Genomic DNA, 26,118 nt, shown 5'->3' on the forward strand with positions numbered 1-26,118 from the left:
GGGGGGTTAACGTGTGGCGGTGGCGGTGTCGGTGTTGGAGCCGAGACCGGCGGCCACGCCGGTAAGCGGACAGGTCGATTGTGTCATTGGTGCCAGTTGCCGAGATTGTTTGGGATGAAGCTGAGAGCAGCTAGCCCCCCAGGTGCGTTATGCCTGCATCTCCCCTCGAGCTTTGAGCGGTCGTACCCTCTCCTGCGTGACCGCGATCCCGCCGCGACTGCACTTTTGCTTCGCCCGTGTGTGTCTGCGATGTGACTGATCCGAAGCAAGCTGAATGGCGACCCACTCGTAGGGAACGCGACATCAATACCGCAGTCCGTGGCGTATATGGATTTGGCCTCGACCCGGGACGCTCGTGCCTGGCAGATTCTGGCCGGGCGGATCTGCGGTATGGTTGGTGCAAACTCTCCGTGCGAACCTCCTGCTTGTTCACATCGGTATCCAAATTCTGGAGGCATGGAAGCGGCCGTATGAGGCTCTAGATTGGTCATCGTCGGAGCATTGAGACTACGCGAGTCACTACGTCCCGAAGGCCGCTTGGGACTATCGACGATCCTGGACGCCGACGGTCGCGGAAAATCGAGGCGCGGTGTGAGCGCCTTCTCGGCATGCGAAGAAGCAAATTTCCTCCGCTCGCGCGATGCCCACACCTTCTTGACCCTGACTAACCGCTGTTGAAAAGTCGCAGAGCAACGGTGGATATCGCTGTGGATAACTTTGTTGATAAGTCGGTCGGGTGGAGGGGTCGACGGTGTGGACTCAGCGAGGATCGATCCGGCCGGCGGTGGTACTCGCGTGGTGCTCGTGCTCTTCGACGGCGCTGTTTCACGTGAAACATAGCCATCGTCTTCAAACTCGCCATTCTCACCCAAATTTGAACTGATTTTGGGCGATTCCTAGGCTTTCGGGCGCATTCGCGACCCAAGGTAAGTCTGATTCCATGTGAAGGTCTGGGCGCCGCCTTGGTTCCGACTGGACGTGCTCATTACCACGCTCGGGGAATTGTTCGGACCGGTCTTTTTTGACGGTGGATATCGCTGTGGATAACTATGTGCATAACTTTGGGCCCGTCGGTGGATATCCTTCGCGGCCCCGATGCGACTTCCCCGGAAGGTCGGCCTCATGCTGTGTACTAGTGCCCGTATCTTGGTCAGCAGCCTCCGGATTTCTGGCGCCTCCCGAGCTCAGCGTGATCGAGTTTGAGCACTATGGTCTCGTCATGTTTCACGTGAAACGGCGCCCGCCCCGGCGCCCGCCGATGGCAGAGATATTTTCTAACCTGATGAGAACGACGCGCTGCGGCCGCCCAGAGGCAGAGGCACACCAATACAACACTGAGGCGGAAGTAGCCGTTGGGACGACGAGGCCCCAGTGCTGCCATCCAACGGACCACACGCTCGCCTACTCTGTGCATGGTGACGGGGGTATGCCGTCGACCTGGGTGCCCGGACCGCAGAACCAGTGCGCAATGGTTCGCCCTTTCAAATGATATCGAAGCTGCGGACGCCTGTGCCGAGTCGAGATTTCGTCAGTGCATAGAGGGGCAAAGACCTGTGGGCGATCCGCAGGCTCACGGCTGGCGAACTCCTCGCCTATTGGAATTGCCGTCCCGATTTTCAGCGTGACGAATGATCGGGCCCCGCACCCCCATATACGAACTCGCCCTTCGGTACGTGCGGGTGAGCCTGCGCTCAGGACCAAACCGGGAAGCTCCATCTCCCGCCTCCGTCCACCCATCCCCGCGTTCGATTCTTCTAGCGCCAGCTCTTGTCAGCGCCGGAGAGTGCGGGCTCGCGAAGGGGAGGTAGGAATGGGGCCTGTCGAAGTCCGGGTCCGTAACTCGATCGGAGTGAGCTGGGCGCCGGCTACAGTGCGGTGATTGAGGGCAAATATCACGCCAATGCTCATCGATGCAGAATTGCGTCGGGTGCCGTCACGAACTCGGCTCCAAGCTAGTTCCGGGCGTAGGAGCTACGGCTAGACGCTGTATCCCTGGGTTCAATGGGACGTGGCCTGGGCCAATTCGGGCCGGACCGCTTGATGGTTCGCGAACATGACCCGCCTATCGGTCGCGGCATTTGAGAGCTTGACCGCCACGATCAGACTTGGTTCGCGCCCTCAATCGCGATTCAATCGCCGAATCGCCGCGCTGAGGGAATTGGGAGGTGATGAAGTCCTGCCTCTTTCCCGGGCGCTGCCGTGCGGACAGTGGATGCAGTACCGGTGCCCTCTCGCCGGCCTCACAATCCGAGCTGCCCTGCGAACGCGCGTGAGGCGGTCCTTAGGGCCGCTCTCCGATCTATTTTGTGTGGACCCGACAATCCGGGGCCGCCCGACAGATGTGCGTGGGATTGTCGATTACGCCACGCCGCAATCCAGCCCGTGTGGGTGCCGGGAACGCCAATTGGCACTCCCCTAGGTCTACTGGGCCTGATGTGTCTGCGCAGCGCCCACCCGCAAGGGTCAACAAGCTGCCAGAGGGTAAATACTCGCATTAGCATCGTGCCGTAGAACCGCGGGCGGCTCATCCCCCCTCAACCCCAGTCAGCGGGTTTTTACCTACTCTGTCTGTACCCGGAGTGTCGAAATGCATCCGAAAGGTACGGATGTCACCGCACGGATGACGGACTGGGTTCTCGAGCGCGGAAGATGACTCATGGGAGGTGAAACAGCTCAAATCAGTTGCAGAATGTGAGTTCTTGGTTCGGCGGCGCCGAAGGTGGGCGCGGCTAAGCAAACTGGGCGGCAAAGTGGTCGCTGTCTGTATACGTTTTGAAAGGTGCAGTCACGGAAGCGAGTACTAAGGCGAATTACTCTTGCATCGCCGATACGTAGCGAGGTGTCCTGACGGATTCGAATCCCCCGAATGGGACTGGCTGGGTTCTGTGCAGTGCAAAGCCGCCGCACCAGGCCGGCCGATGCTGGCCCGTCGCGAAGAACCCTGGCGGCCAAGTCGTACCGAGTCTGCGTCGGGCAGCGTGAGTCCATGATCTTCAGGCTGGCACGGTGTTTCACGTGAAACATGGTAGGGAAGTTTTACGTGAAACATGGTCCGGAAGTTTTATGTGAAACATGGTACGGAAGGGTTCCCCCCAAGGACGCCCCACACCTTCAACGAAGAGTGACCCGACACCATCCCCCGCCCAGGAGATGACTCCCAGGTCGCCGGCAAGAAGCTGCAGTCGCTGGAGCCGGTGGTGGGAATCCAGTCGAGGTTGAGTACACCATCGCTATCGACCGGCAACTTGGCCAGTGCCTGCAACCCCAGCAACGATCAGCGACTAGGTTTCACGTGAAACCGCACGAGCGCCAACTGTCACGCTGTTCGTCCGCATCCAACTCGAACACCAAAGTGCATTTCGAGGGTTCTCGAGCGATCAGCTATGTTTCACGTGAAACGGTGCATACGCTCGGCGCGGGCAGGGATCTACCTGGAACCGATTTCGAAACTGGAACTCCGCGGCATTCCACGAACCGCCAGCATTGTTTCACGTGAAACAGCCGAATCGACTACTTCGTCGTTGACATCAGACAGGGAAACGCTGCAATCGAATGGACTCCCCGGCATCGACCACGGCTCAAAAGAATCGACAGGGCGCAGGTGTCCCCTAGTCCCTGGTCCAAGTCAGGCCCACCTGCAGTCGCCCTCATCCCAGCCCGGGTCGGGTCGCGCAACAGATCTCACGTCAGTCCAGGCCGTTCCCCGGAAAGGCAATCAATTTTGAAATTGAAAAGGGTTCACAAGCGGCACCATCAAGCCACAACCAGCAGAGCAGCCTTCCCATCTGCCTGCCAATACCCCGCCAATCACCACTAGCACCACTAGCGGCGAGACCACGAACCCCAGGACCCGTGTACCCGAAGGCACGAAAAAGCCGGTGGTCCTCGCTCAATAGCGAAAACCACCGGCTGAATCAGAAGCGACCGCTAAAGGGGCGCCGGACGTCCTAGGACAGGACGGATTCAAATTCCTTTTCGAAGAACTGCTTCGGCTTGGCACCGATAACTGTGCTCTTCACTTCTCCCCCACTGAAGAGGTAGACCGCCGGAATAGACGTGATGCCGTACTCAGCGGCGATGGCCGGGTTGTCGTCGACATTCAGCTTGACGACGTCGACCTTGTCTCCGTATTCAACTGAGATCTCGTCGAGGATGGGACCCAACTTGCGGCACGGGCCGCACCACTCTGCCCAAAAGTCCACAATGACCGGCTTTTCAGCGGCCAGGACGTCGGTGCTGAAACTGGCGTCGGTAACGTTTTTAGCGTTGCTCATAATTCTTTCCCTTCGAATGGATGGCTGCTGTGCCGATTAGGCGTGCAGGTCTGCAAGATAGTGCTCGACGTCCAAGGCCGCGACACAACCGGAACCGGCGGCCGTGATGGCCTGGCGGTAGGTGGGGTCCACGACGTCGCCGGCGGCGAAGACGCCCTTGATGCTGGTCTTGGAGCTCCGGCCGTCGACGGCGATGGTGCCTTCAGGGGCGAGCTCCAGTTTTCCCTTTACGAGTTCCGTGCGGGGATCGTTGCCGATGGCCACGAAAACGCCGGTGACGGCGAGTTCGGACTCGGTGCCGTCGACGAGGCTCTTCAGCTTCAGGCCAGTCACCTTGTCCCCACCGATGACGTCTTCGACGGCGGTGTTCCACACGAAGTTGATCTTCTCGTGGGCCTGGGCACGGTCACCCATGATTTTCGAAGCCTTGAGGGTATCGCGGCGGTGTACCACGGTGACGGACTTGGCGAACTTGGTGAGGAAGAGTGCTTCCTCCATGGCAGAGTCGCCGCCGCCGATCACTGCGATGTCCTGGTCCTTGAAGAAGAAACCGTCACAGGTTGCACACCAGCTCACGCCGTGGCCGGAGAGACGCTTTTCGTTCTCGAGGCCGAGCTCACGGTATGCGGAACCCGTGGACAGAATGATGGCGCGTGCCTTGAAGGTCTCCCCATTGCCGATAGTCACGGACTTGATGTCGCCGTCGAGGTCCAGTTCGGTGACATCCTCGAACTGAATTTCAGTCCCGAAGCGTGCCGCCTGCTTTTCGAAGTTCTCCATGAGATCAGGTCCCATGACGCCCTCGGGGAAACCGGGGTAGTTCTCGACGTCTGTTGTGTTCATCAGTTCGCCACCGGCAGTCACGGAACCGGCGATGAGCAGCGGGTTCATGTTGGCGCGTGCCGTGTAGACGGCCGCCGTGTAACCGGCAGGCCCTGAGCCTACGATGATGACATCACGTACGTTGGACGCGGTGTTTTCTGCGTTGCTCACTGGTGGGTGAACCTCTTCCTTAGTCGATGCACCGGATCCTTGCGGCCGGCCACATGGCACAACCCTCTGTCGGCGCGGAATATTCCGATGTTCCCGGGGACCCTAATATCCGCCACCATTCAGGGTACCTTCCGGCAGCGCAGGGCATGGAAGGACGAGGGCTCGGTTACCGGAGTTGACGGTCCCCTGGACGCAATCACCCGTGGACGCAAACTCCCCCAACAAACGCAAGCGCCCGAAACGGTCACCTGCGCCCGAAGGGCCTCCCGCCGTCGACTACTGGACCTTGATCTCGGCAAGGCGTAGGCCGAACCCATAGCGTGTCTTGGGCGCGGTCAGCTTGGGCAGGGACTTGATGGAGATGATTACGTACTGTGCCGTTACTGGGGCACTGAGCGGCATGGTGAGCTCCGGTGAGGTGAAGCTGTTGGTGCCGACCAATTTTGCGCCGTCCATGGCGGGACGATCATTGGTGTAAACGCTGATGTTTCCACCGGAAGCACCCAATTGACTCAAAGTGACGGATGTCACTTGCGAGGGTGCCTTGAGCTTGACGAGCAGCGAAACTCCATCAGGAGCGAGTCCACCCCAATCCGCTGTGGCGAACTCCATGTCCGACCAGTAACTTGCGGCATTGCCGTCGTAGGCCTTGACCAGGTCCTTGTCGTAGCTCGCGGCGAATTCGAAATCGCCCATGCGAGTGACTCCGTCAATGACCGGCGGCGCTGCGACCGCAGGTGCTGACGCACTGCTACTCGGCTGTCCAGTTACAGATTGGGACGCTGTGGAGGACTGCTTGGCTGCCGGAGTCCCGCCGGGGATGAGGTTGCCGAGGTTGGTGACAGCCAGAATCAAACCCACGATCAAGACAGCGGCGAGGACCCCACCCACGAGCCAACGGAAGGAACGGGGCTCGCGGACCGGCTCCTCGTCGTAGTATTCGTCTTCGTCAAGGGGCTCTGCCTGCTCACGCGCAGTCGACGGGAAGCTCGATGCCCCGCGGCTGTATCCGCCGGTAGCGGCGGCCGCACCGCGGGAAGCGGCCGCACCGCGGGAGCCGGCGTCGTCGTTAACGAAGCCGTAATCGTCTTCAGACCAGAGAGAGACTTTGGATTCCTGGGCGGGGTTCGCGGAGGTAGGCGCCGGAGGGGTGGACGCCGGAACAGCCTGCGTGGCGGGCGCCGCTTGGATTTGCTGCGGAGCGGTCCGGCTCGACTCAGCGGTCCGGTTGGACTCGGCGGCGGAAGCGGATCCGGGCCTCGCGGAAGGTGCGGCTTCGCCGTCGTCGCTGTTTGCCCTGCCGGCACCTTTTACGGTGGCCGCGGCCGCGGCGGCAGCCGCCCCTGCTCCCGCTGCCCCAGCAGCGATGCGGGAACCGATGCCCCCAGGGGCCGACGCCGGCCGGCTGGCGGGCATGGGAGGAACCACCGGGCGGCGCGGGTCCGCCGGTGCCGCGGCACCTGGCAGTGATTCGCCGGCGGGACTGGGCTCGACCTCGTCGTAGCTGATGTACTCGGCGTCGTGCTCTTCGTCGTCGTACAGTCCGTCGTAGGTCTCGGGCTCGTGGGACCGGGCCTGGCCGAAGATCTCGCTGCCGAGCGTGTCCGTGAAGAACGGTTCGACGTAGGGCGGGTTGGTGGCCACAACGAGGTCCAGCAGGTCAGGAGCGCTGCTGTGGTTGGTGATGAGGTACGTGGTGCTGTCGCTGACGCCGAGATCGAGGATCTGGACATGCCCGGGCCGTTCGCCGGTGGCTACCTCGCGGGCGCTCTTGGCAACCTGATCGGCGTTTCCGGGGCCGGCCACGAGGATGCTGACAGGTCTGTTGAGGACCTGGTCCACGCCGTCGAGCACCAGATCTTGGTCGTGCGAAGTCAACACGGTGGCTGTGACTTTGTAGCGGCCGCCAAGCACTGATCCGACATCGATCGGGTGGGACACGGGTTCCTCCTATGACTGTCCGGAAGCTGCGGGTCCTGAATACGGGATCCGGCCAGCCGGGTGACCCGTGGTCTGCAACTACCTGTATTAGTTTCTGATCCTAGCTGATTGGGCCGTTCCGGCTCCGGGTTTGCGAGGATGCGTCACCTTTTGCGGCGGGGTCCACCGCGGAAATACGGGTTGTTTCCGAGCGTCCCCTGATAGGTGCGGCGGCCCGGCAACGGGATGCCCGGGCGGCCGGCGGCTCCTTGCGCGGTGCTCGGGACGTCTTCATCCGGCAGATACGACTTCTCGACGTCGGACCAAGCGTCCACTCTATCCTTCCCTTCCGCAATGCCCCCATCGGCCAGGTGGCCAGGATCGTGGCTGCCATCCCACCCGTCCTTGGACGGGATGGTTTGCAAGGCCGGACCGGCGCGGAAGGATGCGGCGTCGAACTCGCCCGAGATGCGCGGAATGAGCCCGGTGTCGTCGGACACTGTGGCACGGACCGCCGTCGGGGTCTGCTTTCCGCTCGCGGACGGTGTTTTGGCAACCGGAACGCCCCGGCCGAGCCGGCCGAGCACCGGCCGGAGCAAATCGCGCAGCTCGCTGACGTGGAAAACGCGCAGCAGGAACAGATACGCAAGAAGCATGACGGGCCCGACGACGACCACCGTCACCAAGGCGGCGGGCCTGCTGCTCCAGGCGAAGCCGTCAGCGTGATAGCTGCCCAGGAGCCAAAGAGCCAAGGCGCCGGCGATCGCCGAGCCCAAGGCGGCGTAGCCCATGCGGATGTACGAGTTTGCGATCCGGGGGCCGTCCACATGGCCGAGGAGGCGTCGCAGGAACCAGACGCTGATGACGACGGACAGGATGTTGCCGAGTGTGTACAGGACGGCGATCGCGAAGATGATCCGGCCCACCGGCAGGAACTGGATGATGAACGCGCCCACAACGTTGAGCAGGGCCAACATGAGCTGGATGTAGAAAGGGGTCCGGGCGTCTTCGTTGGCGTAGAAGACGCGGGACATCATGAAGTTGGCGCTCATGAACGGCGTGCTCAGCGCGAGGATCGTCAGCGTCTGGGCGAGCATGACGCCGTCCTGGGGTTTCCCGCCGGAGAAGAACATGCCCAGCGGTCCGGCGAGGGCAAAGAGGGCCAGGGCCCCGAAGACGGTGGCGACGGCCATGGTCCGTAGTCCGTGCGAAAGGGCTTCGCGCAGTTCGGCTTTGTTGCCGGCCTGGGAGGCATGGGCCATGCGGTTGAAAAGCACCGTGGCGAGGGACAAGGCAATGATTGAGTGTGGCAGCAGGTACAGCTGGCTGGCGACTTCCAGGACCGCGTTACCGGGGAGAGTGGCGGCCGCCGGGTCCTGCGCGTGCTCCAGGCGGAGCCGCTCGGAGCCGGGAATCGTGGCGATCCTCATGACGTAAAGGAAAGCGAGCTGCCCGACGGCGGCGGTCAGGAGCGTCCAGACGCTCAGTTTTGCTGCCTGGCCCAGTCCCACGCCCCGCCAGCCGAAGCGCGGCCGGAGCCCGAGCCGCAAGCGGATCACCGGGACGAGGAGTATGGCGGTCTGCGCGAGCACGCCGACTGTGGAGAATCCGGCGATCAGGAAGGTCTGGAAGGGTCCCCAATTGTCCAAGGTGTGGGGGTTGGTGTTGTTGGCACCGAGGATCCAGATGAACATGCCCAGTCCAGCGATGGCCACCACATTGTTCAGGATCGGCGCCCACATGGCGGGGCCGAAGGCGCCGTTGGCGTTGAGGATCTGGGTCAGCAGAGCGTACAAACCGTAGAAGAAGATCTGCGGTAGGCAATAGAACGCGAACGTTACGGCCAGCGATTTCTGCTGGGGTGAATAGCCCTGGGTAGTGAGGTCGATGACCATTGGCGCGGCCAGCGTAACCAGCGCCGTCAGCGTCAAGAGAACCAGCACGGCCAGGGTCAGGAGCCGGCTGATGTAGTCCGCTCCGCGGTCCGGGCCCTTGCTGGCCTTGATGATTTGCGGGACAAGTACGGCGTTGAACACACCGCCCGCCACCAGGAGGAAGATCAGGTTGGGCAGGTTGTTGGCATTGATGAAGGTGTCGTTGACCGTCGATCCCAGGCCCAGTGCGGCGCCAAGCATCCAGGTTTTGGCAAAGCCGAGGAACCGTGAAACGAGCGTCCCGGCGGCCATGACGGCGCTGGAACGGGTTTCTCCGGACTGGACTGACTGGGTTGTTTTGGCGGCAGACATTGTCATTATCGTCCCATGAGCCGGGCTGCCTGTTGCGTCAAGACTGTATAAAGGGCCGCGTTAGAGGTGTTCGGGCAGGACTTCCCGGGCAAGATCGGCGATGCGCCGCTCATTGGGAAAGGACAACTTGCGGGCCAATTCCTGAAGTGGAACCCAAGCGGCGTCGATTGCCTCTTGGTCGGGATCGTTCTCGATGGTCAGCTCTCCGCCCGTGGCGCGCAGCAGGAAATGGTGCACGGTTTTGTGGACGCGGTGCCCGCTCACGGTGAACCAATAGTCGATGCTGCCGAGAGGAGCGAGGACGTTGCCTTCGATTCCGGTCTCTTCAGCAATCTCGCGGACGGCTGCTTCCTCGTTGTTTTCCTTGCCCTCCGGATGCCCCTTCGGCAGGCACCACTCGAGCCGGCCACCCCTATTAAGGCGGGCGATGATCGCAACCCTCAGTTCGCCGTCGGACGTGTCCACTACGACGCCGCCGGCGGAGACTTCTTCCACCGTCGGAAGGGCAGCCTGTGCCGGGTGCGGAGCGGGCGCGACGTGGGCACCAATTGCCGACGGCAATGGTGCGTTCGTCCTCCTGCCAGGAGCACTCGGGATCGGGTTGGCCATGAAGTCCACTCTAACGACTCTTGCCCGTTGGTGATGACCGGGACATGGACTCGGGGTGACGTGCGGATGGCGTTCGGCGGTGATCCCGGGGCCGTCACTACGCAATCGCAGCGCAATGACAAGGATCCGGTGGGATGGCGCTGCGAAATCTGACAAGCTTAAGGAACTATGGCGCAAGTATTGGACAGTTCTTCAGTTAATTTCCAGATGGATCCAGTGGTCCTGGACCTCGGACAGCGGTTTGTGGACGCCGGATTCGAACTGTCGCTGGTTGGCGGGCCGGTACGGGACCTCTTCCTGGGCCGTGTCTCGCCGGACCTGGATTTCACCACCGACGCCACTCCGGACCAGACCCTTTCCATCATCAAGAGGTGGGCTGACAATTTCTGGGAGATCGGCCGCGCCTTTGGAACGATCGGGATGAAGAAATCCGGCTTCCAGATTGAGATCACGACGTACCGCGCCGAAGCCTACGAGGCCGATTCCCGCAAGCCCGCGGTGGCCTTCGGCTCCTCGCTGCTGGACGACCTCCTCCGTCGCGACTTCACCATCAACGCCATGGCGCTCCGGCTGCCGTCCCTGGAGCTCGTGGATCCGTTCGGCGGGGTCCGCGATCTTCACGCCTCGGTCCTCGCCACCCCGGGAGCACCCGAATCGTCGTTCTCCGACGATCCCCTTCGCATGATGCGCGCTGCCCGGTTCGCGGCGCAGCTTGGTGTTGCAGTGCACGACGACGTGCGCCTCGCCATGTCCGGGATGGCCGAGCGGATCAAGATCATTTCCGCCGAGCGCGTGCGCGAGGAGCTTGTCAAGCTCATTAATGGTGCGCATCCGCGCGCGGGCATCGACCTCCTCGTGGATACCGGACTGGCCGAATTCGTCCTGCCCGAGGTTTCTGCGCTGCGCCTTGAAGCCGATGAGCACCACCGGCACAAGGATGTCTACCAGCATTCCCTGCAGGTCCTGGAGCAGGCCGCGTCGCTCGAGACGGGCCCGGACGGCCCGGTGCCCGGTCCGGACTTTGTGTTGCGCTTCGCCGCGCTGATGCACGACGTCGGGAAGCCGGCGACGCGCCGATTCGAACCGGGCGGCGCGGTGAGCTTCCGCCACCACGACATGGTGGGCTCCAAGCTGACCGCAAAACGCATGAAGGCCCTGCGCTTCGACAACGACACCATCAAAGCCGTGGCGCGGCTTGTAGAGCTTCACATGCGTTTTTACGGCTACGGAGACGCGGGTTGGACGGATTCCGCGGTCCGCCGCTACGTGGCAGACGCTGGCCCCTTGTTGGAGCGCCTGCACCGACTGACCCGGTCCGACGTCACCACACGTAACCAGCGCAAGGCGGAGCGGCTCTCCTTTGCCTACGATGACCTTGAGCAACGGATTGAGGTCCTGGCCGAGCAGGAATCGCTCAATGCCATCCGGCCGGACATGGACGGAGCGCAGATCATGGCTTTGCTGGGACTCAAGCCCGGACCCGTGGTTGGCCGCGCCTACAAGTTCCTCCTGGAGGAGCGCATGGAAAACGGCCCGCTGTCCCAGGAGGAGGCCGAGTCCAAGCTCCTGGCGTGGTGGACTATGCAACCCGAGTCCGTCGTCGAACTTTCATCGGAACCAGCCGTCGATGCCAACGCAGGCACCGCCGAACCAGAGGAGTCCTAAGTGAACCCTGCAGCCAGGCCCTCCCGGCCACAGCTCTGGATCATGCGTCACGGGGAGACGGAATGGTCCAAGAGTGGCCAGTACACCGGTTTGACGGACCTTCCCTTGACGGTGGAAGGCGAGCAGCAGGCCGTGGAAGCTCGCAAGATCTTGGAAGGCATCGACTTCGACCTGGTCCTGACGTCGCCGCTGCGCCGAGCCCGGCGTACCGCGGAGTTGGCGGGTTTCCCCGACGCCGTTCATGAACCGCTCGCTGTGGAGTGGAACTACGGCGACTACGAAGGCATCAGCTCGGACCTCATCCGCAAGGACAACCCGGACTATCTCATCTGGACCGACGGCGTTCCCAACGGCGAGACGCTCGACTCTGTGGCAGCCCGGGCCGACAAGATCATTGCCCGCGTCCTCGAGTCTGGAATGGACAACGTCCTGATTGTGGCCCACGGCCATTTCTCCCGCATCCTCACGGCCCGCTGGCTTGAATTGGATGCCAGGGAAGGACGCCACTTTGTCCTGGGAACAGCCAAAGTTTGTACCTTGGGATGGGACAAGCGGACGCCTGCCATTCTTCGGTGGGGACTGTAGGAAGAATTATTTTCTAAATTCTTTGTAATTGGCTGGCCAATAGCGCGATTCATGGTGTAACTTTATTTTTGATCCCAGAGCGATCTGCCGGGATTGAGGCGTGCAGTACCCAGTCAGTCAGCTGCGGTAGTGCCAAAGCAGAAAAGGAGGTTGGGAAAATGATTACTTTGACTAGCGGATGGAAGAAGACCGTTGCTGGCACCCCGGCCTTCGCTGCTCGACGCCGTTTTGCGGCCTAACTCCCCCTGATGTACTTCCTCCCCTGATTATTTGGGGCGGTTCACGGTGCAATCAGGCTCCGAGTTGGGCCTGCCATTGAGCGGTATCACGCGATTGACGTGGTGCGCAGTTTCCTCATAGTTCGGAACCAGCTTCTTGTTGGGGACGTCTGCCCCTGGATACCACGTACCGGAACTCCATGCTCCGGTACTCACGCGGTGTTCGAGAAATCCGCTTAATCCGCCCATCAATGCCCGGCATTCACACGCCTAATTCCGCCGCTGTTTTCTTCGAATTCAGGGGGCTTAATTGTCATGTCCGAATTCCGGCAATTCTCTCAATGCGAAAGGAGGTGAAACCTTGGCCAAGCGCCTCAAGGACCTGATGGCCTTCAACAGCAAGCCCGTCGTCAAAGACAAGACCCTCTTCAACGGACAACTGCTGGACCAACGCCGGGAAGACGTCTACGTCGTCCTGCACCAAATGGGGGTCATCCGCTAAGTCTCCCCACCACGCAATTCAGGAGGGACTGATGGCACACATCGGACCGTTCGCCTCGGAAGCCCACGCGGCCATGCGTGGGCTTCCGCCTTTTAACCTGACTTGGCTCATTTGCTTAGCATGTGTTTTCGGTGGTTGATGGCCTCGAGGATGGTTTGCTGTTCGGCGGGGATGTCGGGGGCGAACGTCTGCGTGGTGCTGTTGATCGCGATGGTCGCTGAGCGCAGGGGCCGGAGCTGTTTGATGACGTTGGCCACCGCGAGCCCTGTCCTGTTCTGGACAGTCCGGGAGACGGCGAGGGCGCTGAACACGATGGTCAGGTGTGCTTCGATCGCGTCGCGGGTGCGGTGGAACATGGGCCTGGCGCGCAGGGCTGTCTTGCTCGTCCGCAAAGACTGTTCCACGTGAGTGCCCGCGGAAATTGATTCGGTGTCGAGTTTCAGTTGACCCTATGTGGTCAACTGAAGAGCGACCGCGAAGAACCAGAGCATGAGCACCACGCCAATGACAGACGCCGGTTGGGTAATTCCAACTGGTCGTGACGCGCCCTCCATGTTGTCCGCCCGTCAAACGCCTGTTGAGCAAAGCGACGGTCACCTGATGGCCGGGTCGGCTGTCCCGTAGGCAATGTTCGTCCGCGGGTCCATGATCAGGAGTACCAGGCCCTTTGGGGTTGCTGCAATTTGGTTCCGTAACCATGGAAGCACGCCGCGCGCGGCGGCTTCCAGTGGAACCTAATGTGACTGTGCGGCAGGCCGGCGCGGGCCTCGAATCCCGCCAAACGGCGGGCTATTCCTCTTCAGCCCCGGGAGTCCTACACTGTGCGAGAGGACCACCCGGGAGACCCGATGAAAAACAGGAAGATACTGACAGTGGTGTTGACCTCGCTCCTGGCCGTGGCCGGCGCGCTCGCTGCCCCTGCGGCGCATTCGGCCGAGCCGTCGGTGAAAGTCCTGGACACCACTGCCACCATCACCGACCCGGGCTGGTTCGTCAGTGCCTACAACGCGGGCTTCCGGCTGTACGTGATGCATTCAACCGCGTGGGGGACCTGCACTCCATGGGACCGGACACAAACGCAGCTCAAGATGGCGCTGGACGCCGGACTCAGGATTGCCGTCTACACCCGCAACGCGGAATGCTGGGAGGGCGGCATTGAGGCCACCGGTCCGTACCGTGGGCAGCTGGAGTTCTTTGCACTGGACGTCGAGCTAGGCGAACCGCCCATTACCGGGAACATGGTTGACGGTGTCCGGGCCATGGGCGTGCGGCCCATTGTTTACGGCATTCATACCCACTGGCCCTTGATAATGGGCGACAGCAGCGAGTTCTCGGATCTTCCGCTGTGGGACGGGGATTTCCATGACCTCGACTACGCGCATTGGACTCCGGACCTTCTTTCGCCCGCGCCGGTTTCCTACGGCGGCTGGAACGTGCCGGGGAACATGCGTGTCGGTGTCCAGCAAAAACTCGGCCAGGACATCGGCGGAATCTACGTCGACCTCAACTCCTTCAGCCCGGACTTCTTGCGCTAGTCGCTCTCAGCGTCCCCGCACCGGTACGTCGCTGCGGTGCACGCTGCCCTCGTGCAGGTCCAGCGGGCTCATGACCAGGGCAAAGTGGCTGAACGCCTGCGGTGTGTTGCCCAGTTGCCGGCCGGTTTCCACCTCCCACTCCTCGCTCAGCAGGCCGACGTCGTTGCGCAGCGCCAGCAGCCGCTCGAAAAGTTCCTTGGCTTCGCGCCGCTGGCCCACGCCGATCACTGCCTCCACGATCCGCTGACGCCCGTGCACGTACTCGGCGATCTGCACGCCTGTCGCTCCCGAAGCCGTCCGCACCCTTCTGATGAATGCCACACCGGTGACACTAGAACAAATCCCATTAGTGCGTGAAAAAGCACCAATCCGAACACATCACCGCAGGTCAGAGCCCCGGCCGACCGCGATGCCGCGACCCGTGAGCCAAGTCAGGGCCCACGCGGCTATGCGTGGGCTTCCGCCTTTTAATGCGGGAGTTAGGCGCGGGGCTGTCTGCCGCGCCTGAAGGTAAGCTCGATTCATGCAGGAGACGAAGCCGCACAGCCAGGAAAAGCGTGCTCGCTTTGTGGTCCCCAGCCGTAGTGATTCCTTGCTCAGGAACGTCACCGAGTTGATCGGAGGACCCCTCGGCCAGCGGTCCTCCCCCGGGACGGTCTCCCCGGGATTCTTCACCGTTGACCGGGTCCTGATCATCCTCACGATCGTTGCGGCACTCCTGTCGATCATGATCAAGGGCTATTGCCGCGTCAACGGCTGGCACACTCCCCAGCAGTTCTACGCCACCTGCTACTCGGATTTCCCCGAACTTTTCAGCAGCCGCGGCCTTGCGGATGGAGTGTTTCCGCTCTTCGACCAGAAAGCCCTCTTCGAATATCCCGTGATCACGGGTCTCATAGCGGGTGTCACTGCGTGGCTCGTACCAGGGCACGGTGTCAGCCCCGAACGGATCCTTGGCTATTTCGATGTGAATGCCACCCTGATTGCGGCCATGTGGATCGTGGTGGTTCTGGCCACCGCGCGCATCAATCGGCGCCGGCCTTGGGACGCGGCCATGGTGGCGCTAGCGCCCGGGATTGTGCTGGCCGGAGTCATCAATTGGGACATGTGGGCCGTGGCGATGCTCGCGGTGGGGATGTACTTCTTCGCAAAGGAACGTCCCGTCCTGGCCGGTCTGTTCATCGGTTTGGGGACGGCCACCAAGCTCTATCCGCTGCTCATACTGGGCGCAGTCTTTCTACTCGCGCTACGCAGCGGCCGGCTGCGGGTCCTCTTTGTGACCACCTTGTCCGCCACGGTAGCCTGGCTGGCAGTCAATGTCCCGATCGCAGCCGTCAACCCGGCCGGCTGGCGCTACTTTTTCGACTACACACGTGATCGCCCCGCTGGATACAGCTCGCCGTGGTTCGCCTACAACCTCGTTGCAGAACGGCTTCAACTGGTCCAGCTTGGCCCCGAAGCCATCAATGCCCTGGCGATGGACATGTTCCTCGTTGCCTGCGTTTTGATTGCTGGATTGGCATTGACAGCGCCACGGCGCCCGCGGCTGGCCCAGTTGACGTTTCTGATCGTGGCGGCCTTCATCCTGAGCAATAAGGTCTATTCGCCCCAATATGTGCTCTGGCTAGTGCCACTGCTCGCTTTGGCCAGGCCCGGCTGGCGCGACTTCCTGCTCTGGCAGGCCGCCGAGGCGTTGCATTGGACCGCCACGTGGATGTACCTGGGCCAGACGAGCAGCGGCGGGGCTGCACAGAACAACATCGATATGCCGTACTACGTCATGGCCGTGATGCTACATATGGCCGCAACGGCATATTTGATGTTGAGGGTTGCGTGGGGCATTTGGGAACCCGACCTGGATCCCCTCCGGGTCCAGGGTGTGGACGACCCCCACGGCGGTGTGTTCAACGGGGCCAAGGATTGGTTCCGGATAGACCTCAAGAGTCCGGCGGCATCAGTGCTGCCCTGGCGGCGCGTTGCCTTGAACTCCGTGGAGGAGCAGTCCGGGCTCGACGCGCCATCCGGGCTCGATACGCCCAAACCTTCCCACGACTCAGTGCCCTCTACGCACGGCGAGGCCGAACGCGATGGCTGAGGTCGCCGTCGTCGGCTCCGGACCGAACGGCTTGGCCGCCGCGGTAGTCATGGCCCGCGCGGGCCTGGCCGTGCGGGTGTATGAAGCCGCCGAGACTATCGGTGGGGGAACACGGACGGCCGAACTGCTGGAACCGGGGCACGTCTACGACGTCTGTTCCGCGGTCCATCCGATGGCCTTGGCTTCGCGCTTCTTCCGGGATTTTGAACTCGAGCGGCGCGTGGAGCTGCGCTTGCCGGAAGTCCAATACGGAACGCCGCTCGACGGCGGCAGGGCAGCCCTTGCGTATCGCTCGCTGGAGCGGACCGCTTCTGAACTCGGGGCCGACGGAGCTGCGTTTACCCGCTTGATGGGACCGTTGGTGGAGCGGCTGCGCGGGGTGCTGGACGTGACACAGAACCAACTGCTGAGGATCCCGGCCGATCCGGTGGCGGCGTTACGACTTGGCTTGGCGACCCTGGAGCAGGGTTCGCCGTGGTGGAACCGGCGATTCTCCGGGGACGCGGCTCCGGCACTCCTGACCGGGGCCGCGGCGCACGCTGTGGCTCCCCTGCCTTCGCTCGCCGCGGCGGGGGCGGGACTCCTTCTGGGTGCGTTGGCTCATGCCGGCGGGTGGCCCATTCCCGTTGGTGGCTCTGTGGCAATGGCGGAGGCCATGGCCCGGGACATCGAGGCCCACGGTGGGGTGATTGAGACCGGCGTGCAGATCGATTCGTTGGAAGAGCTGCGTCCGGCGAAGGCGATCCTGCTGGACGTTGCGCCTCCGGGACTGCTGCGCATGGCGGCTGCGGCGCTCCCCGATCGCTATAGGCGGTCGCTGGAAACATTCCGTTTCGGGAATGCAGCATGCAAGGTGGATTTCATCCTGTCCGGGCCGGTGCCCTGGGCAGCTCCACGGCTAGCCGCCGCCGGGACAGTGCACGTGGGTGGCACGCGTGCCGCCATGGGCGAGGCCGAGAACCTGGTAGCTGCGGGCCGGCATCCCGCGAAGCCGTACGTCCTGGTGGCCCAGCCATCCATTGTGGATCCCGGGCGGGCTCCCGCTGGGCGGCACATTCTCTGGTCCTATTGCCACGTGCCCAAAGGATCGACTGTGGACATGGCCGAGGCGGTCATGTCCAGGATCGAGGAATTTGCCCCGGGCTTCCGCGACGTGGTGGTGGGCTGGAAGACGACGACTGCGGCAGGCCTGGCGGACTACAACGCGAACTATGTTGGCGGAGACTTCAGTGCAGGACTGATGGACCTTCGGGGATTGGTGCAGCGTCCCGTGCTTTCACTTGTGCCATGGCGGACCCCGCTTCCGGGGGTTTACCTGTGCTCCTCGTCCACGCCCCCCGGGCCCGGAGTGACAGGAATGCCCGGGTACCATGCTGCTAAATATGCCTTGAAGGACATGTTTGGATTGCAGATACCCGGGCTTGGCCTGGACACATAACACCCCGGACGCTCGCTCACATATGTGCCGAATTTCCCCGACGCCCGCTCACCTATGTGCCGAATTTCCCCGACGCCCGCTCGCCTATGTGCCGGATTTCCCCGACGCTCGCTCACCTATGTGCCGGATTTCCCCGACGGATCGCCCCTGCAGACGATCTGCACGAGCGATCCGTTGTTTTCCGTCAGATGTGAGCGGGCGTTGGGAAATGGGCCGTCAGATGTGAGCGGGCGTTGGGAAATGGGCAGTCATATGTGAGCGGGCGTTGGCTTAGTTGGCTGCGGTGAAGCGGGCGCGGCGGTGGGCCGGAGTTTCGATTTCGTCCAGCATGGCGACGGCGTAGTCCTGGGTGGAGATGGTGTTGCCGGCTGGAGAATCCTTAGCAGTGGAGTAGATTCCCGTGCGCTCACCAGGCTGGATGACAGGCGCGGGTGCGAGTACGGTCCAGTCCAGGCTCTCGGGAGCTTGCTTGACGGCGGCGAAAGCTGCGGCCGCGGTGGTTGCCTCGGCCTTGTATGCCTCAGGGAAGTCCGGCGAATCGAGGAGGCGGACGCCGTCGATCTCCAGCGTGCCTGCACCGCCGACGATCATGAGGCGTGTGCCTTCGGCGTTGCCGTAGGCGGCGTCCATTGCCGCAAGCCATTCCCCGTGGTCTCCGCCGGTGCGGCTCGGGCCGGTGGCGAGGATGACGGCGTCGTGCTCTTTGGCGATTTCCGCGAAGCTCTGGCCATCAGCGAGATCGGCAGCGACGGCCTTCGCTCCGGCAACCTCTGAGCCCTTGCGGGAGATGGCGGTGACTTCGTGGCCGCGGGTGAGGGATTCGTTGACGATCTGGCTTCCGACCATGCCTGTTGCGCCGTAAACTGCGATTTTCATGACTCTCCTTGGGTTGCTATCCTTGCAATATCAATACGGTATCTATTTGATACTGATAGCTTCAAAGGAACTTAGTGACCTTATGGATACCAATGATCTGCCGGCAAACATCCTCGACCCTGATTGCCCGTCTCGAGTGATCTTTCAGCGCATCGGCGACAAATGGGCCTCGTTGGTGGTCCAGGTCCTCGCGGACGGCCCTATCCGTTTCTCCGAGCTTCGCAAGATGGTCCACGTGGTGACGCCCAAGGTGCTCACCCAGACTCTTCGCACCCTGGAGCGCGACGGTCTCATCACCCGGACTGTCCACGCGCAGGTGCCCCCGCGTGTCGACTATGAACTGACCGAGCTTGGCGCTTCCCTGCTGGAGCCATTGACCCTTCTGCGTCTCTGGGCGGAGGACCACGTGCCCAGTATTCTCAAGGCCCGCGATGCCTATGACGACGCCCGGGACGATGCGGTCATAGGGGGCTGACCCTTCGGGCCTTCGCCAACTGACTCGCAGTAAGTGTCGTTTTGAGGGCTCAGAACGACATCTGCGTGGGCCCACGCCGCCAGGGTTCCCTGGCCGAGCTTGCGAGGCGAGGGTGGCGGTGGGGACTAGTTGGGCTGGCTGGTACGGCCAAACCGAGGCGCCCGTCCCGCATGGTTGCGACGGAGTCGGTGAGCGGCAGGAACTCGGTATCGTGGGTGACCATGACGGTCGCCGTCGCGAATTCGTCGGTCACCTGTCGCAGTAGCCGCACGATCGATTCACTGCGCTCGTGATCCAAGGCTGCCGTCGGCTCGTCGACAAGCAGCACCCGAGGCTGGCCCATGAGCGCCCTCGCGATGTTCACGCGCTGCCGCTGTCCTCCGGAGAGCTGGTGTGGTCGCTTGTTGAGCGAAGTCCCGAGCCCGACGACGTCGAGCAGTTCCGTAGCGCGCTTGCGTGCCCTAACAACGGGCTTCCCCCGGAGGTGGTCGCCGAGGATCAGCTGCTCGACGGCGGTCAGTGAAGGCAGGAGATTGGGTTGCTGGAAGATGATGCCGACTTTTTCCCGGCGCAGGGAAGTGAGTTCGGTGTCCTTGAGTCCGGTGGCATCCATGCCGTCGATGAGGACGAGCCCGGAACTCGGCCGGACCAATGTTGCTGCCACGGCCAGAAGCGAGGACTTCCCTGAGCCGGACGGGCCTACGAGGGAAAAGAATTCGCCGGCGTCCACGCGGAGATCCACGGCGTCCAGGGCCTTGAGGGTGGAGTCTCCGTCGGGGTACTCCAGGGTGACGTTGACCAGGTTGAGGACGGGATTCATTGATATGCCTTTCGTGGAATATTAGGTGTTCGGAAATGGCCTAGTTGCCGCCGAGGGCGATCAGCGGATCCACTCGGGTGATGCTGCGTACGGCAACCGCTGCACCGCCAAGGCCGAGAATCACGATCCCGGCAATCGGGACGAGCGTTGTCAGCGGAGTTACCAGGAACGGTGCCGCCCTGGCAGCGAAGAAGCCGCCCAGCACGCCAAGGCCTCCACCCAGTCCCGCGCCGGCGAGCAGGACGATTCCCGCTTGGACCAGTGCGTCCCGCGCCACATAGCCGGAGGAGGCACCCATGGCCTTGAGCACGGCGATGTCGCGTGTGCGCTGAACAGTCCAGACGGTCAGGAATGCCACGATGACAAGCGCCGAGATGCCGTAGAGGAAAGCCTGCATCAGCATCAGGGAGCCGTTTTCGCTCTTGTAGGAGCCGAGGGCCTGGAACGAGCCGCTGGGGGTGGCACTAACAGTGCCCGCCACCGCATTGGCGGCGTCGAGGTCCACGGAGGTACCGGCGTCGTACGTCACCGCGAGGACCGTCCCGATGGATTCCGCGGCAAAAATATGAGCCAGCTTCTGCCATGTAGCCAGGGAGGTCCACACGACTCCGGTGTGCGAATACCACTCGTCCCGGGTAACGGCGGAAACCGTCAGGATGGTACCGCCCACGGTCACCCGGCTCCCGGTACTCAGCGAGAGTTCCTTCGCCAAGGACTCCCCGACCACCACCTCGCCCTCCTTGACCGCCACCGGCGAGATGCCGCCGTCGGTCCCGAAGACCGCGACGTTGGCAGTGCCCGCGGCATTATTGGAGGAATCGAGGGACTGGAACCGCGTCTGGCTGATACCCACGGCTTCGGCAGAAACAACACCCGGCCGGTTCCGCCAGGCTTCGAGTTGTTTGTTGGAGACCTCCGATTCCGTATAAGACGCCTTGGCCTCGCCCCCGGCGGGCGCGCCGAAGGCGATTAGCTGCGCCGGAAGGGCTGCAATGGCCGACGTCGACTGGTTGCCGAGGCCCGCGGTCAGCCCGGAGAGCATGACGAGAAGGAGTGTGATGAGGGCGACGACGCTTCCCATGAGGGCGAAGCGGCCCTTGGCGAAGCGGATGTCGCGCACGGCGAGAAACATGGAATTCCTTTGGTTCGGAGGCGATCTTCTGGTCCTGTTTCAACTCTCAGGGCAGGGGGCGCGTACAACATCGGGAAGTGGATGGACTCATCCGATCGCCTTGGTTGACCCGCGGATCAACCGTTTGGTTGATTGGGCCCGAATACCGCGGAATCGGGGCAAAAGTCTCGGCGGACGAGGCTACGCTGGAGGGCATGCAGGGAGACGATTCGCCGCGAGACACTCAGCAGCCCAGTGGCTCCGCCGTGATTTTGCGTGTCCTGCGCGTCAGCCTGCACGTCGGTTTCGCGGTGCTTTTGTTCGTGGCAGTCGTCAGGCTTGCGGCCGCGGGACTTTCCCCTTTTGCCACCGGGTCCGGCCTCGGCCTTGCGCTGCTACTGGCTGCCGTCTACCTCGTGGGCACGGTTCTCGAGAAAAGGCGCGCCGGCAATCCCGAGCGCTTCGATCCGAAGCCTTACGCGCGCTGGTGGCTCGCGGTCGTTGGTTTCCTGTGGCTGCTGCTCATGCTCATCAGTCCGGATTTCGCTTGGATAGCTTTCCCGTTGTTCTTCCTGCAACTGCATATCTTGCCGCGGCGCTTGGCCCTCCCCGCCATAGCTGCCAGCACCGCACTGCTGATCTCGGCCATGTGGTTCCATAACCGTGGTGCCGGAGCGGATGCCTTGCAACTTGCCATGGTCCTCGGGCCTGTTTTCGGGGCCGCCTTCGCGGTTGTCACCGGCCTGGCGTATCGGGCGCTCTACGTCGAGGCAGAGAACCAGCGCCTCGCCGCTGAGGAATTGCGCCGCACCCGGGCCGAGCTGGCACGCAGCCAGCACGACGCCGGTGTGCTGGCTGAGCGCGAAAGACTTGCCCGCGAGATCCACGACACTCTGGCGCAGGGATTCTCGAGCATCGTCCTGATGGGGCGCTCGGCTGAGAAAGCCCTCGACGGCGGTGACAACGCCGCGGCCCGCGACCGGCTTAGGACGGTCCGGGAGACAGCTGCCGGCAACCTTGCTGAGGCCCGCAATTTTGTCCGGGGACTCGGGTCACCGGAGTTGGACGAGTCCACGCTGGCAGACACTCTGCGGCGCCTCTGCGCTAAGACCGAGACCGAGGCCGCCGCCCGCGGAGCCACGTTGCACTGCCGATTCGAGCTCCAGGGCACGCCGGTGGCGCTTCCCAACCCTTACCAGACCACTTTGTTGCGCGCGGCTCAGTCTTCCTTGGCGAACGTGTGGGCGCATGCCCAGGCGAGCACCGCCGTCGTCACCTTGTCCTTCCTGGACGGCGAGGTGACCATGGACGTGTTCGACGACGGTGCTGGCTTCGATCCCGCAGCGGCCGCGGCCGCGGAAACCCGCGGTGACGGAACCGGCGTCGGGCTCAAGAGCCTGCGCGAGCGCCTTACAGCACTGGACGGAACGCTCGACGTGGAGTCGGCTCCCGGTGAGGGGACTGTGGTGGCAATCCGGCTGCCGCTGGGTACTGGCAACCCGGCTTTGGAGGCGTCCCCATGACCGACAACATCAGGGTTTTGCTCGTTGACGATCATCCCGTGGTCCGCGCGGGGCTCCGCGCCATGCTTGCCGACTTCGAAGGCGTCCAAGTGGTGGCGGAAGCGGCCGACGGCGGCGCCGCGTTGGCAGAACTTTCGAAGCTCCATACGCTCGGCGAGCCCGTGGACGTGGTCCTCATGGATCTGCAAATGGGCTCGGGGATGGACGGCGTCACCGCCACGGGCAAGATCAAAGCCGGTGAAGCCGGGACTCCCCCGCCGCCGGTCCTGATCCTGACCACGTACGACAACGACGCCGACATCCTCGCCGCAGTAGAAGCCGGTGCCAGCGGATACATGCTCAAAGACGCGCCACCCGAGCAAATCCGACAGGCCGTGGTGTCTGCCGCAGCGGGTCAGACGGCCCTTGCGCCCGAGGTTGCCGCCCGGCTCATGGGGCGGATCCGCAATCCAGTGCATGCCCTGAGTGCGCGTGAAGTCCAACTCGTGGAGCTCCTTGCCACTGGCATGAGCAACCGTGCGATGGCGAAGCAACTCTTCATTTCCGAGGCCACAGTCAAGACCCATTTAGTGCACATTTACGGCAAGCTGGGCGTCGACAACCGGACGGCGGCCATCGCAGCGGCAACCCAGCGCAGGATCATCCGGAGCCAATAGGGATTCGCGCGTAACCGAGCGCCTGAACCATCACAAAAGCACAACGTGCTGTGCTTTGGATCATTCCTGTCGCTCCAAGAAGGCATAATGGCGCAAATGGGGAAAACCAAGAATCTTGTTCTGGGGCTTGCCGCCCTGATGATTGCCGGCTCGCTGACCGCTTGTGATGACGGCCGCTCCGGGGCGGACGGCGCGGCCAAGCAGCTCGCGTCGTCCCTGGCAGCGCTCGACGTCGGATCGCTCGCCGTCGACGGCAAAGACGCCGCAGCGGCGAACGAGCAGCTCAAGGCCGTGTTTGCGGCCCTCGATCCGGCCAAGCCTTCCGTTGAAAGCGGCCCTGTGAAGCTCGACGGCGACAAAGCGTCGGTCCCGCTCAACTTCACGTGGAAGATCGGAACCGCGGAGTGGAAATACACCTCCCAGGCCGCACTGAAGAAATCCGGCGACAAATGGGCCGTCCAATGGACCACGACACTCCTGGAGCCGGACCTGAAGGACGGCGAAGTCCTGGACAAGACCGTCAACTCGCCCTCCAGAGCCGATATCCTCGGAGCGGGGGACGCCAAATTGGTCAGCTACCGTCCCGTGGTTCACGTGGGAATCGACAAGACAACGATCGGATCGGCTGATCCTGCAGCTTCTGCGGCGAAGCTCGCACAACTGGTCGGCGTGGACGAAGCCGCGTATGTGAAACAGGTCCAGGCGTCCGGCCCGCAGGCATTCGTCAGCGCCATCACCCTGCGCGAGGACGGAAACCGGACGGTGACGGACCAGCAGATTGCGGCGATTCCGGGCGCCCGTGCCATCCACGATTTTCTGCCCTTGGCACCCACCCGCACCTTCGCCCGGGCTGTGTTGGGTACCGCGGCTGAGGCAAGCGCCGAACAGATCCAAAAGGCCGGGGGTGCCCTTAAGGTGGGAGACACCGTCGGAACCGGCGGCCTGCAGGAACAATATGACGCCCAGCTCCGAGGCCAGGACGGGGTCTCCATCAAGACCCGGCCGCAAGGCATGACCGACGACCAGATCAAGGCAGCAAATCCGGATCCCCGCCGAGTGCTTTTTGCCGTCAATGCGAAGCCCGGCGATCCGTTGAAGACCACCCTGGATCCGCGCTTGCAGCAGCTCGACGAAGACACCTTGGCGGGCGTCGGCCCGGCCTCGGCCATTGTGGCGCTGCGCCCCTCCACCGGCGCCGTCCTCGCAGCGGCCTCCGGCCCTGGAAGCAACGGCTACAACACGGCAATGCTGGGCCAGTACGCTCCGGGTTCCACGTTCAAGATCGTTGATTCCCTCGCCTTGATCCGCAATGGAATGACGCCCGATTCCAAGGTGGAATGCACGCCAACAATTACGGTCGACGGCCGGACCTTCAAGAACGCCGAGGGTTATCCGGTGTCGTCCCTCGGCTCTGTTGCTTTGCGGGACGCTTTTGCGCATTCGTGCAACACTGCCTTCATCAGTTCCCGGGACAAGGTCAGCCAGGCCCAGCTCGAATCTGCGGCAACTTCATTGGGATTGGCAGTCCAAGCCCCGAAGCTGGGGGCCGACGCGTTCCTGGGCTCCGTGCCGGGAAATGCTGACGGCACCGAGCACGCAGCTTCGATGATCGGCCAGGGCAAAGTGCTGCTTTCCCCGCTCGCCGCGGCCATTATGGCCGCCTCGGTGGCCCACGGCGCGCCCGTGTCGCCGCAGCTCGTCTTGAACCCCGGCGCAGTCTCGCCCTCCGCGGGTGCCACCCCGACGGCGTCCGGCGCGCCGTCGTCGGCGTCCCCCGCCGCGCCAGTGTCTCCCGCCCCGCCGGCGTCCGACAAGCCGGTTACGCCGGCGGAGGCAGCCGCGCTTAGCGACATGATGAGGGCCGTGGTGACCTCCGGCCACGCCGGTTTCCTCGCGTCGGTGCCGGGGGCGCCTGTGGGCGCGAAGACCGGGACGGCCGAGTTCGGAAACGACAATCCGCCCAAGACGCACGCCTGGATCGTTGCAGTGCACGGAGATCTGGCGGTGGCAGTGTTCGTGGAAGACGGCGGCCTCGGTGCGACAACCAGTGGCCCGCTGCTCAAATCGTTCCTGACCGTGGCCGGCTGAGCCGTCCGCAGACCGCTGGTGTTTGTTCTCTGGATGGACGTATTCTCAGGCTGTCACGCCGCGCCTTCTGCTGGAAGGTAACGCTAGAGAGCAACAGAACCGAGGGGAACCCATGTCGACGCCGCAGCAAGGATTTCAGTCCGCTTACCCACCACCGTCCGATCAACGCCCTGTGAACATGGGTCAGTTGCAGTGGTACATCGAGGGCATGAGGCACGCGCGCCTGGCGGCTGTGTTCGGCGTGATCGGAATCTTCTCATTGGGCGTTGTTTTCGGACCCTTGGCCATTATGCAGGCGAAGAAAGCCGAGGGATTCGGGGTAGCGGCTCAGGAAGGAAAGATCCTCGGTTGGGTGGGGATCGGCCTGTTCATCTTATGGGTCCTGTTTTTCGTTGCCTACATTGTCCTGTTCGCAGCGATCATCGCGAACTTGCCACACACCCCGTACCCGGGCCGCACCGGCCCGTAACGGAACATTCCTGACCGCGG

20 protein-coding genes and 1 pseudogene are annotated in these 26,118 nt (G+C 62.9%); 11 read left to right on the forward strand and 10 right to left on the reverse strand.

What is annotated here, in order from left to right; genetic code table 11:
- Positions 1-3,947 precede the first annotated feature (3,947 nt).
- The 5 genes from trxA to ABH924_RS10910 all read right to left on the reverse strand — a co-directional run bounded on the left by trxA (position 3,948) and on the right by ABH924_RS10910 (position 9,994).
- Entirely contained in the window at positions 3,948-4,274 is a 327-nt protein-coding gene (gene trxA / locus ABH924_RS10890; RefSeq protein WP_078107075.1) for a thioredoxin, read from the reverse strand.
- A gap of 36 nt (positions 4,275-4,310) precedes the next feature.
- Positions 4,311-5,267 carry a thioredoxin-disulfide reductase gene (gene trxB, locus ABH924_RS10895; protein ID WP_234752955.1) on the reverse strand — a complete coding sequence of 319 codons (957 nt, stop codon included), beginning with the start codon at positions 5,265-5,267 and terminating at the stop codon, positions 4,311-4,313.
- Between the two features lie 276 nt (positions 5,268-5,543).
- A complete protein-coding gene (locus tag ABH924_RS10900) occupies positions 5,544-7,208 on the reverse strand; it encodes an ABC transporter substrate-binding protein (protein WP_404498723.1) in 1,665 nt (554 codons plus the stop codon).
- 143 nt (positions 7,209-7,351) lie between these two features.
- Positions 7,352-9,433, reverse strand: coding sequence for a murein biosynthesis integral membrane protein MurJ (gene murJ / locus ABH924_RS10905; RefSeq protein ID WP_404498786.1), 2,082 nt, complete (start codon positions 9,431-9,433; stop codon positions 7,352-7,354).
- Between the two features lie 60 nt (positions 9,434-9,493).
- On the reverse strand, positions 9,494-9,994 hold the full coding sequence (locus ABH924_RS10910; RefSeq protein WP_059388857.1) for an NUDIX hydrolase: 501 nt from the start codon (positions 9,992-9,994) through the stop codon (positions 9,494-9,496).
- 216 nt (positions 9,995-10,210) lie between these two features.
- Between ABH924_RS10910 and ABH924_RS10915 the strand changes: the two genes are divergently transcribed.
- The 3 genes from ABH924_RS10915 (at position 10,211) to ABH924_RS10925 (ending at position 13,012) form a co-directional block, all read left to right on the forward strand.
- A complete protein-coding gene (locus ABH924_RS10915) occupies positions 10,211-11,707 on the forward strand; it encodes a CCA tRNA nucleotidyltransferase (protein ID WP_404498725.1) in 1,497 nt (498 codons plus the stop codon).
- On the forward strand, positions 11,708-12,292 hold the full coding sequence (locus ABH924_RS10920; protein WP_234752949.1) for a histidine phosphatase family protein: 585 nt from the start codon (positions 11,708-11,710) through the stop codon (positions 12,290-12,292).
- Between the two features lie 579 nt (positions 12,293-12,871).
- Positions 12,872-13,012, forward strand: a complete 141-nt coding sequence (locus ABH924_RS10925; RefSeq protein WP_404498727.1) for a hypothetical protein — start codon at positions 12,872-12,874, stop codon at positions 13,010-13,012.
- A 107-nt stretch (positions 13,013-13,119) separates the two neighbouring features.
- On the opposite strand, the pseudogene ABH924_RS10930 reads toward ABH924_RS10925, so the two are convergent.
- Positions 13,120-13,419, reverse strand: a pseudogene (locus tag ABH924_RS10930) (IS1634 family transposase); the annotation flags it as partial.
- Between the two features lie 441 nt (positions 13,420-13,860).
- On the opposite strand from ABH924_RS10930, the gene ABH924_RS10935 reads away from it, so the two are divergent.
- Entirely contained in the window at positions 13,861-14,547 is a 687-nt protein-coding gene (locus ABH924_RS10935; RefSeq protein ID WP_404498729.1) for a hypothetical protein, read from the forward strand.
- Positions 14,548-14,553: 6 nt separating this feature from the next.
- Here the strand turns inward: ABH924_RS10935 and ABH924_RS10940 are convergent, their stop codons facing one another.
- Complete coding sequence (locus ABH924_RS10940; protein WP_404498731.1) at positions 14,554-14,868, reverse strand: glycoside hydrolase family 15 protein; 315 nt, start codon at positions 14,866-14,868, stop codon at positions 14,554-14,556.
- Between the two features lie 202 nt (positions 14,869-15,070).
- Between ABH924_RS10940 and ABH924_RS10945 the strand changes: the two genes are divergently transcribed.
- Both ABH924_RS10945 and ABH924_RS10950 read left to right on the forward strand, forming a co-directional pair.
- Positions 15,071-16,642, forward strand: a complete 1,572-nt coding sequence (locus ABH924_RS10945; protein WP_404498733.1) for a glycosyltransferase family 87 protein — start codon at positions 15,071-15,073, stop codon at positions 16,640-16,642.
- On the forward strand, positions 16,635-18,080 hold the full coding sequence (locus ABH924_RS10950; RefSeq protein WP_404498735.1) for a phytoene desaturase family protein: 1,446 nt from the start codon (positions 16,635-16,637) through the stop codon (positions 18,078-18,080). Before ABH924_RS10945 ends, ABH924_RS10950 begins: the two co-directional genes overlap by 8 nt.
- Before the next feature lie 270 nt (positions 18,081-18,350).
- Here the strand turns inward: ABH924_RS10950 and ABH924_RS10955 are convergent, their stop codons facing one another.
- Positions 18,351-18,956, reverse strand: a complete 606-nt coding sequence (locus tag ABH924_RS10955; protein ID WP_404498737.1) for an NAD(P)-dependent oxidoreductase — start codon at positions 18,954-18,956, stop codon at positions 18,351-18,353.
- An 82-nt stretch (positions 18,957-19,038) separates the two neighbouring features.
- Here ABH924_RS10955 and ABH924_RS10960 point away from each other — a divergent pair, with 82 nt between their 5' ends.
- The gene (locus ABH924_RS10960; protein ID WP_404498739.1) at positions 19,039-19,431 is read left to right on the forward strand and encodes a winged helix-turn-helix transcriptional regulator; all 393 of its coding nucleotides are present in this window, start codon (positions 19,039-19,041) and stop codon (positions 19,429-19,431) included.
- Positions 19,432-19,480: 49 nt separating this feature from the next.
- Here ABH924_RS10960 and ABH924_RS10965 read toward each other — a convergent pair whose 3' ends face one another.
- Together ABH924_RS10965 and ABH924_RS10970 are read right to left on the reverse strand one after the other, a co-directional pair.
- Positions 19,481-20,251 carry an ABC transporter ATP-binding protein gene (locus ABH924_RS10965; RefSeq protein ID WP_404498741.1) on the reverse strand — a complete coding sequence of 257 codons (771 nt, stop codon included), beginning with the start codon at positions 20,249-20,251 and terminating at the stop codon, positions 19,481-19,483.
- Between the two features lie 40 nt (positions 20,252-20,291).
- On the reverse strand, positions 20,292-21,383 hold the full coding sequence (locus tag ABH924_RS10970) for an ABC transporter permease (protein ID WP_404498743.1): 1,092 nt from the start codon (positions 21,381-21,383) through the stop codon (positions 20,292-20,294).
- A gap of 194 nt (positions 21,384-21,577) precedes the next feature.
- On the opposite strand from ABH924_RS10970, the gene ABH924_RS10975 reads away from it, so the two are divergent.
- The 4 genes from ABH924_RS10975 to ABH924_RS10990 all read left to right on the forward strand — a co-directional run bounded on the left by ABH924_RS10975 (position 21,578) and on the right by ABH924_RS10990 (position 26,098).
- Positions 21,578-22,885, forward strand: a complete 1,308-nt coding sequence (locus tag ABH924_RS10975; protein ID WP_404498788.1) for a sensor histidine kinase — start codon at positions 21,578-21,580, stop codon at positions 22,883-22,885.
- On the forward strand, positions 22,882-23,541 hold the full coding sequence (locus ABH924_RS10980) for a response regulator (RefSeq protein WP_404498745.1): 660 nt from the start codon (positions 22,882-22,884) through the stop codon (positions 23,539-23,541). The genes ABH924_RS10975 and ABH924_RS10980 overlap by 4 nt, the downstream gene beginning before the upstream one ends.
- 96 nt (positions 23,542-23,637) lie before the next feature.
- The gene (locus ABH924_RS10985; protein WP_404498747.1) at positions 23,638-25,629 is read left to right on the forward strand and encodes a penicillin-binding transpeptidase domain-containing protein; all 1,992 of its coding nucleotides are present in this window, start codon (positions 23,638-23,640) and stop codon (positions 25,627-25,629) included.
- Positions 25,630-25,807: 178 nt separating this feature from the next.
- Complete coding sequence (locus ABH924_RS10990; RefSeq protein WP_234752932.1) at positions 25,808-26,098, forward strand: hypothetical protein; 291 nt, start codon at positions 25,808-25,810, stop codon at positions 26,096-26,098.
- Positions 26,099-26,118: the final 20 nt, after the last annotated feature.

This window comes from Arthrobacter sp. GAS37 (genome assembly GCF_044908325.1).
In the GTDB taxonomy this organism is placed as follows: domain Bacteria; phylum Actinomycetota; class Actinomycetes; order Actinomycetales; family Micrococcaceae; genus Arthrobacter; species Arthrobacter ramosus.

Bases quoted from the DNA above. Each gene is read 5' to 3' on its own strand.
- ABH924_RS10935 (WP_404498729.1), top strand. From the start codon at position 13,861: ATGAAAAACAGGAAGATACTGACAGTGGTGTTGACCTCGCTCCTGGCC.
- ABH924_RS10915 (WP_404498725.1), top strand. From the start codon at position 10,211: ATGGCGCAAGTATTGGACAGTTCTTCAGTTAATTTCCAGATGGATCCA.
- ABH924_RS10955 (WP_404498737.1), bottom strand. From the start codon at position 18,956: ATGAAAATCGCAGTTTACGGCGCAACAGGCATGGTCGGAAGCCAGATC.
- ABH924_RS10950 (WP_404498735.1), top strand. From the start codon at position 16,635: ATGGCTGAGGTCGCCGTCGTCGGCTCCGGACCGAACGGCTTGGCCGCC.
- ABH924_RS10980 (WP_404498745.1), top strand. From the start codon at position 22,882: ATGACCGACAACATCAGGGTTTTGCTCGTTGACGATCATCCCGTGGTC.
- trxA (WP_078107075.1), bottom strand. From the start codon at position 4,274: ATGAGCAACGCTAAAAACGTTACCGACGCCAGTTTCAGCACCGACGTC.
- ABH924_RS10970 (WP_404498743.1), bottom strand. From the start codon at position 21,383: ATGTTTCTCGCCGTGCGCGACATCCGCTTCGCCAAGGGCCGCTTCGCC.
- ABH924_RS10960 (WP_404498739.1), top strand. From the start codon at position 19,039: ATGGATACCAATGATCTGCCGGCAAACATCCTCGACCCTGATTGCCCG.
- ABH924_RS10985 (WP_404498747.1), top strand. From the start codon at position 23,638: ATGGGGAAAACCAAGAATCTTGTTCTGGGGCTTGCCGCCCTGATGATT.
- ABH924_RS10945 (WP_404498733.1), top strand. From the start codon at position 15,071: ATGCAGGAGACGAAGCCGCACAGCCAGGAAAAGCGTGCTCGCTTTGTG.
- ABH924_RS10990 (WP_234752932.1), top strand. From the start codon at position 25,808: ATGGGTCAGTTGCAGTGGTACATCGAGGGCATGAGGCACGCGCGCCTG.
- ABH924_RS10975 (WP_404498788.1), top strand. From the start codon at position 21,578: ATGCAGGGAGACGATTCGCCGCGAGACACTCAGCAGCCCAGTGGCTCC.
- murJ (WP_404498786.1), bottom strand. From the start codon at position 9,433: ATGTCTGCCGCCAAAACAACCCAGTCAGTCCAGTCCGGAGAAACCCGT.
- ABH924_RS10965 (WP_404498741.1), bottom strand. From the start codon at position 20,251: ATGAATCCCGTCCTCAACCTGGTCAACGTCACCCTGGAGTACCCCGAC.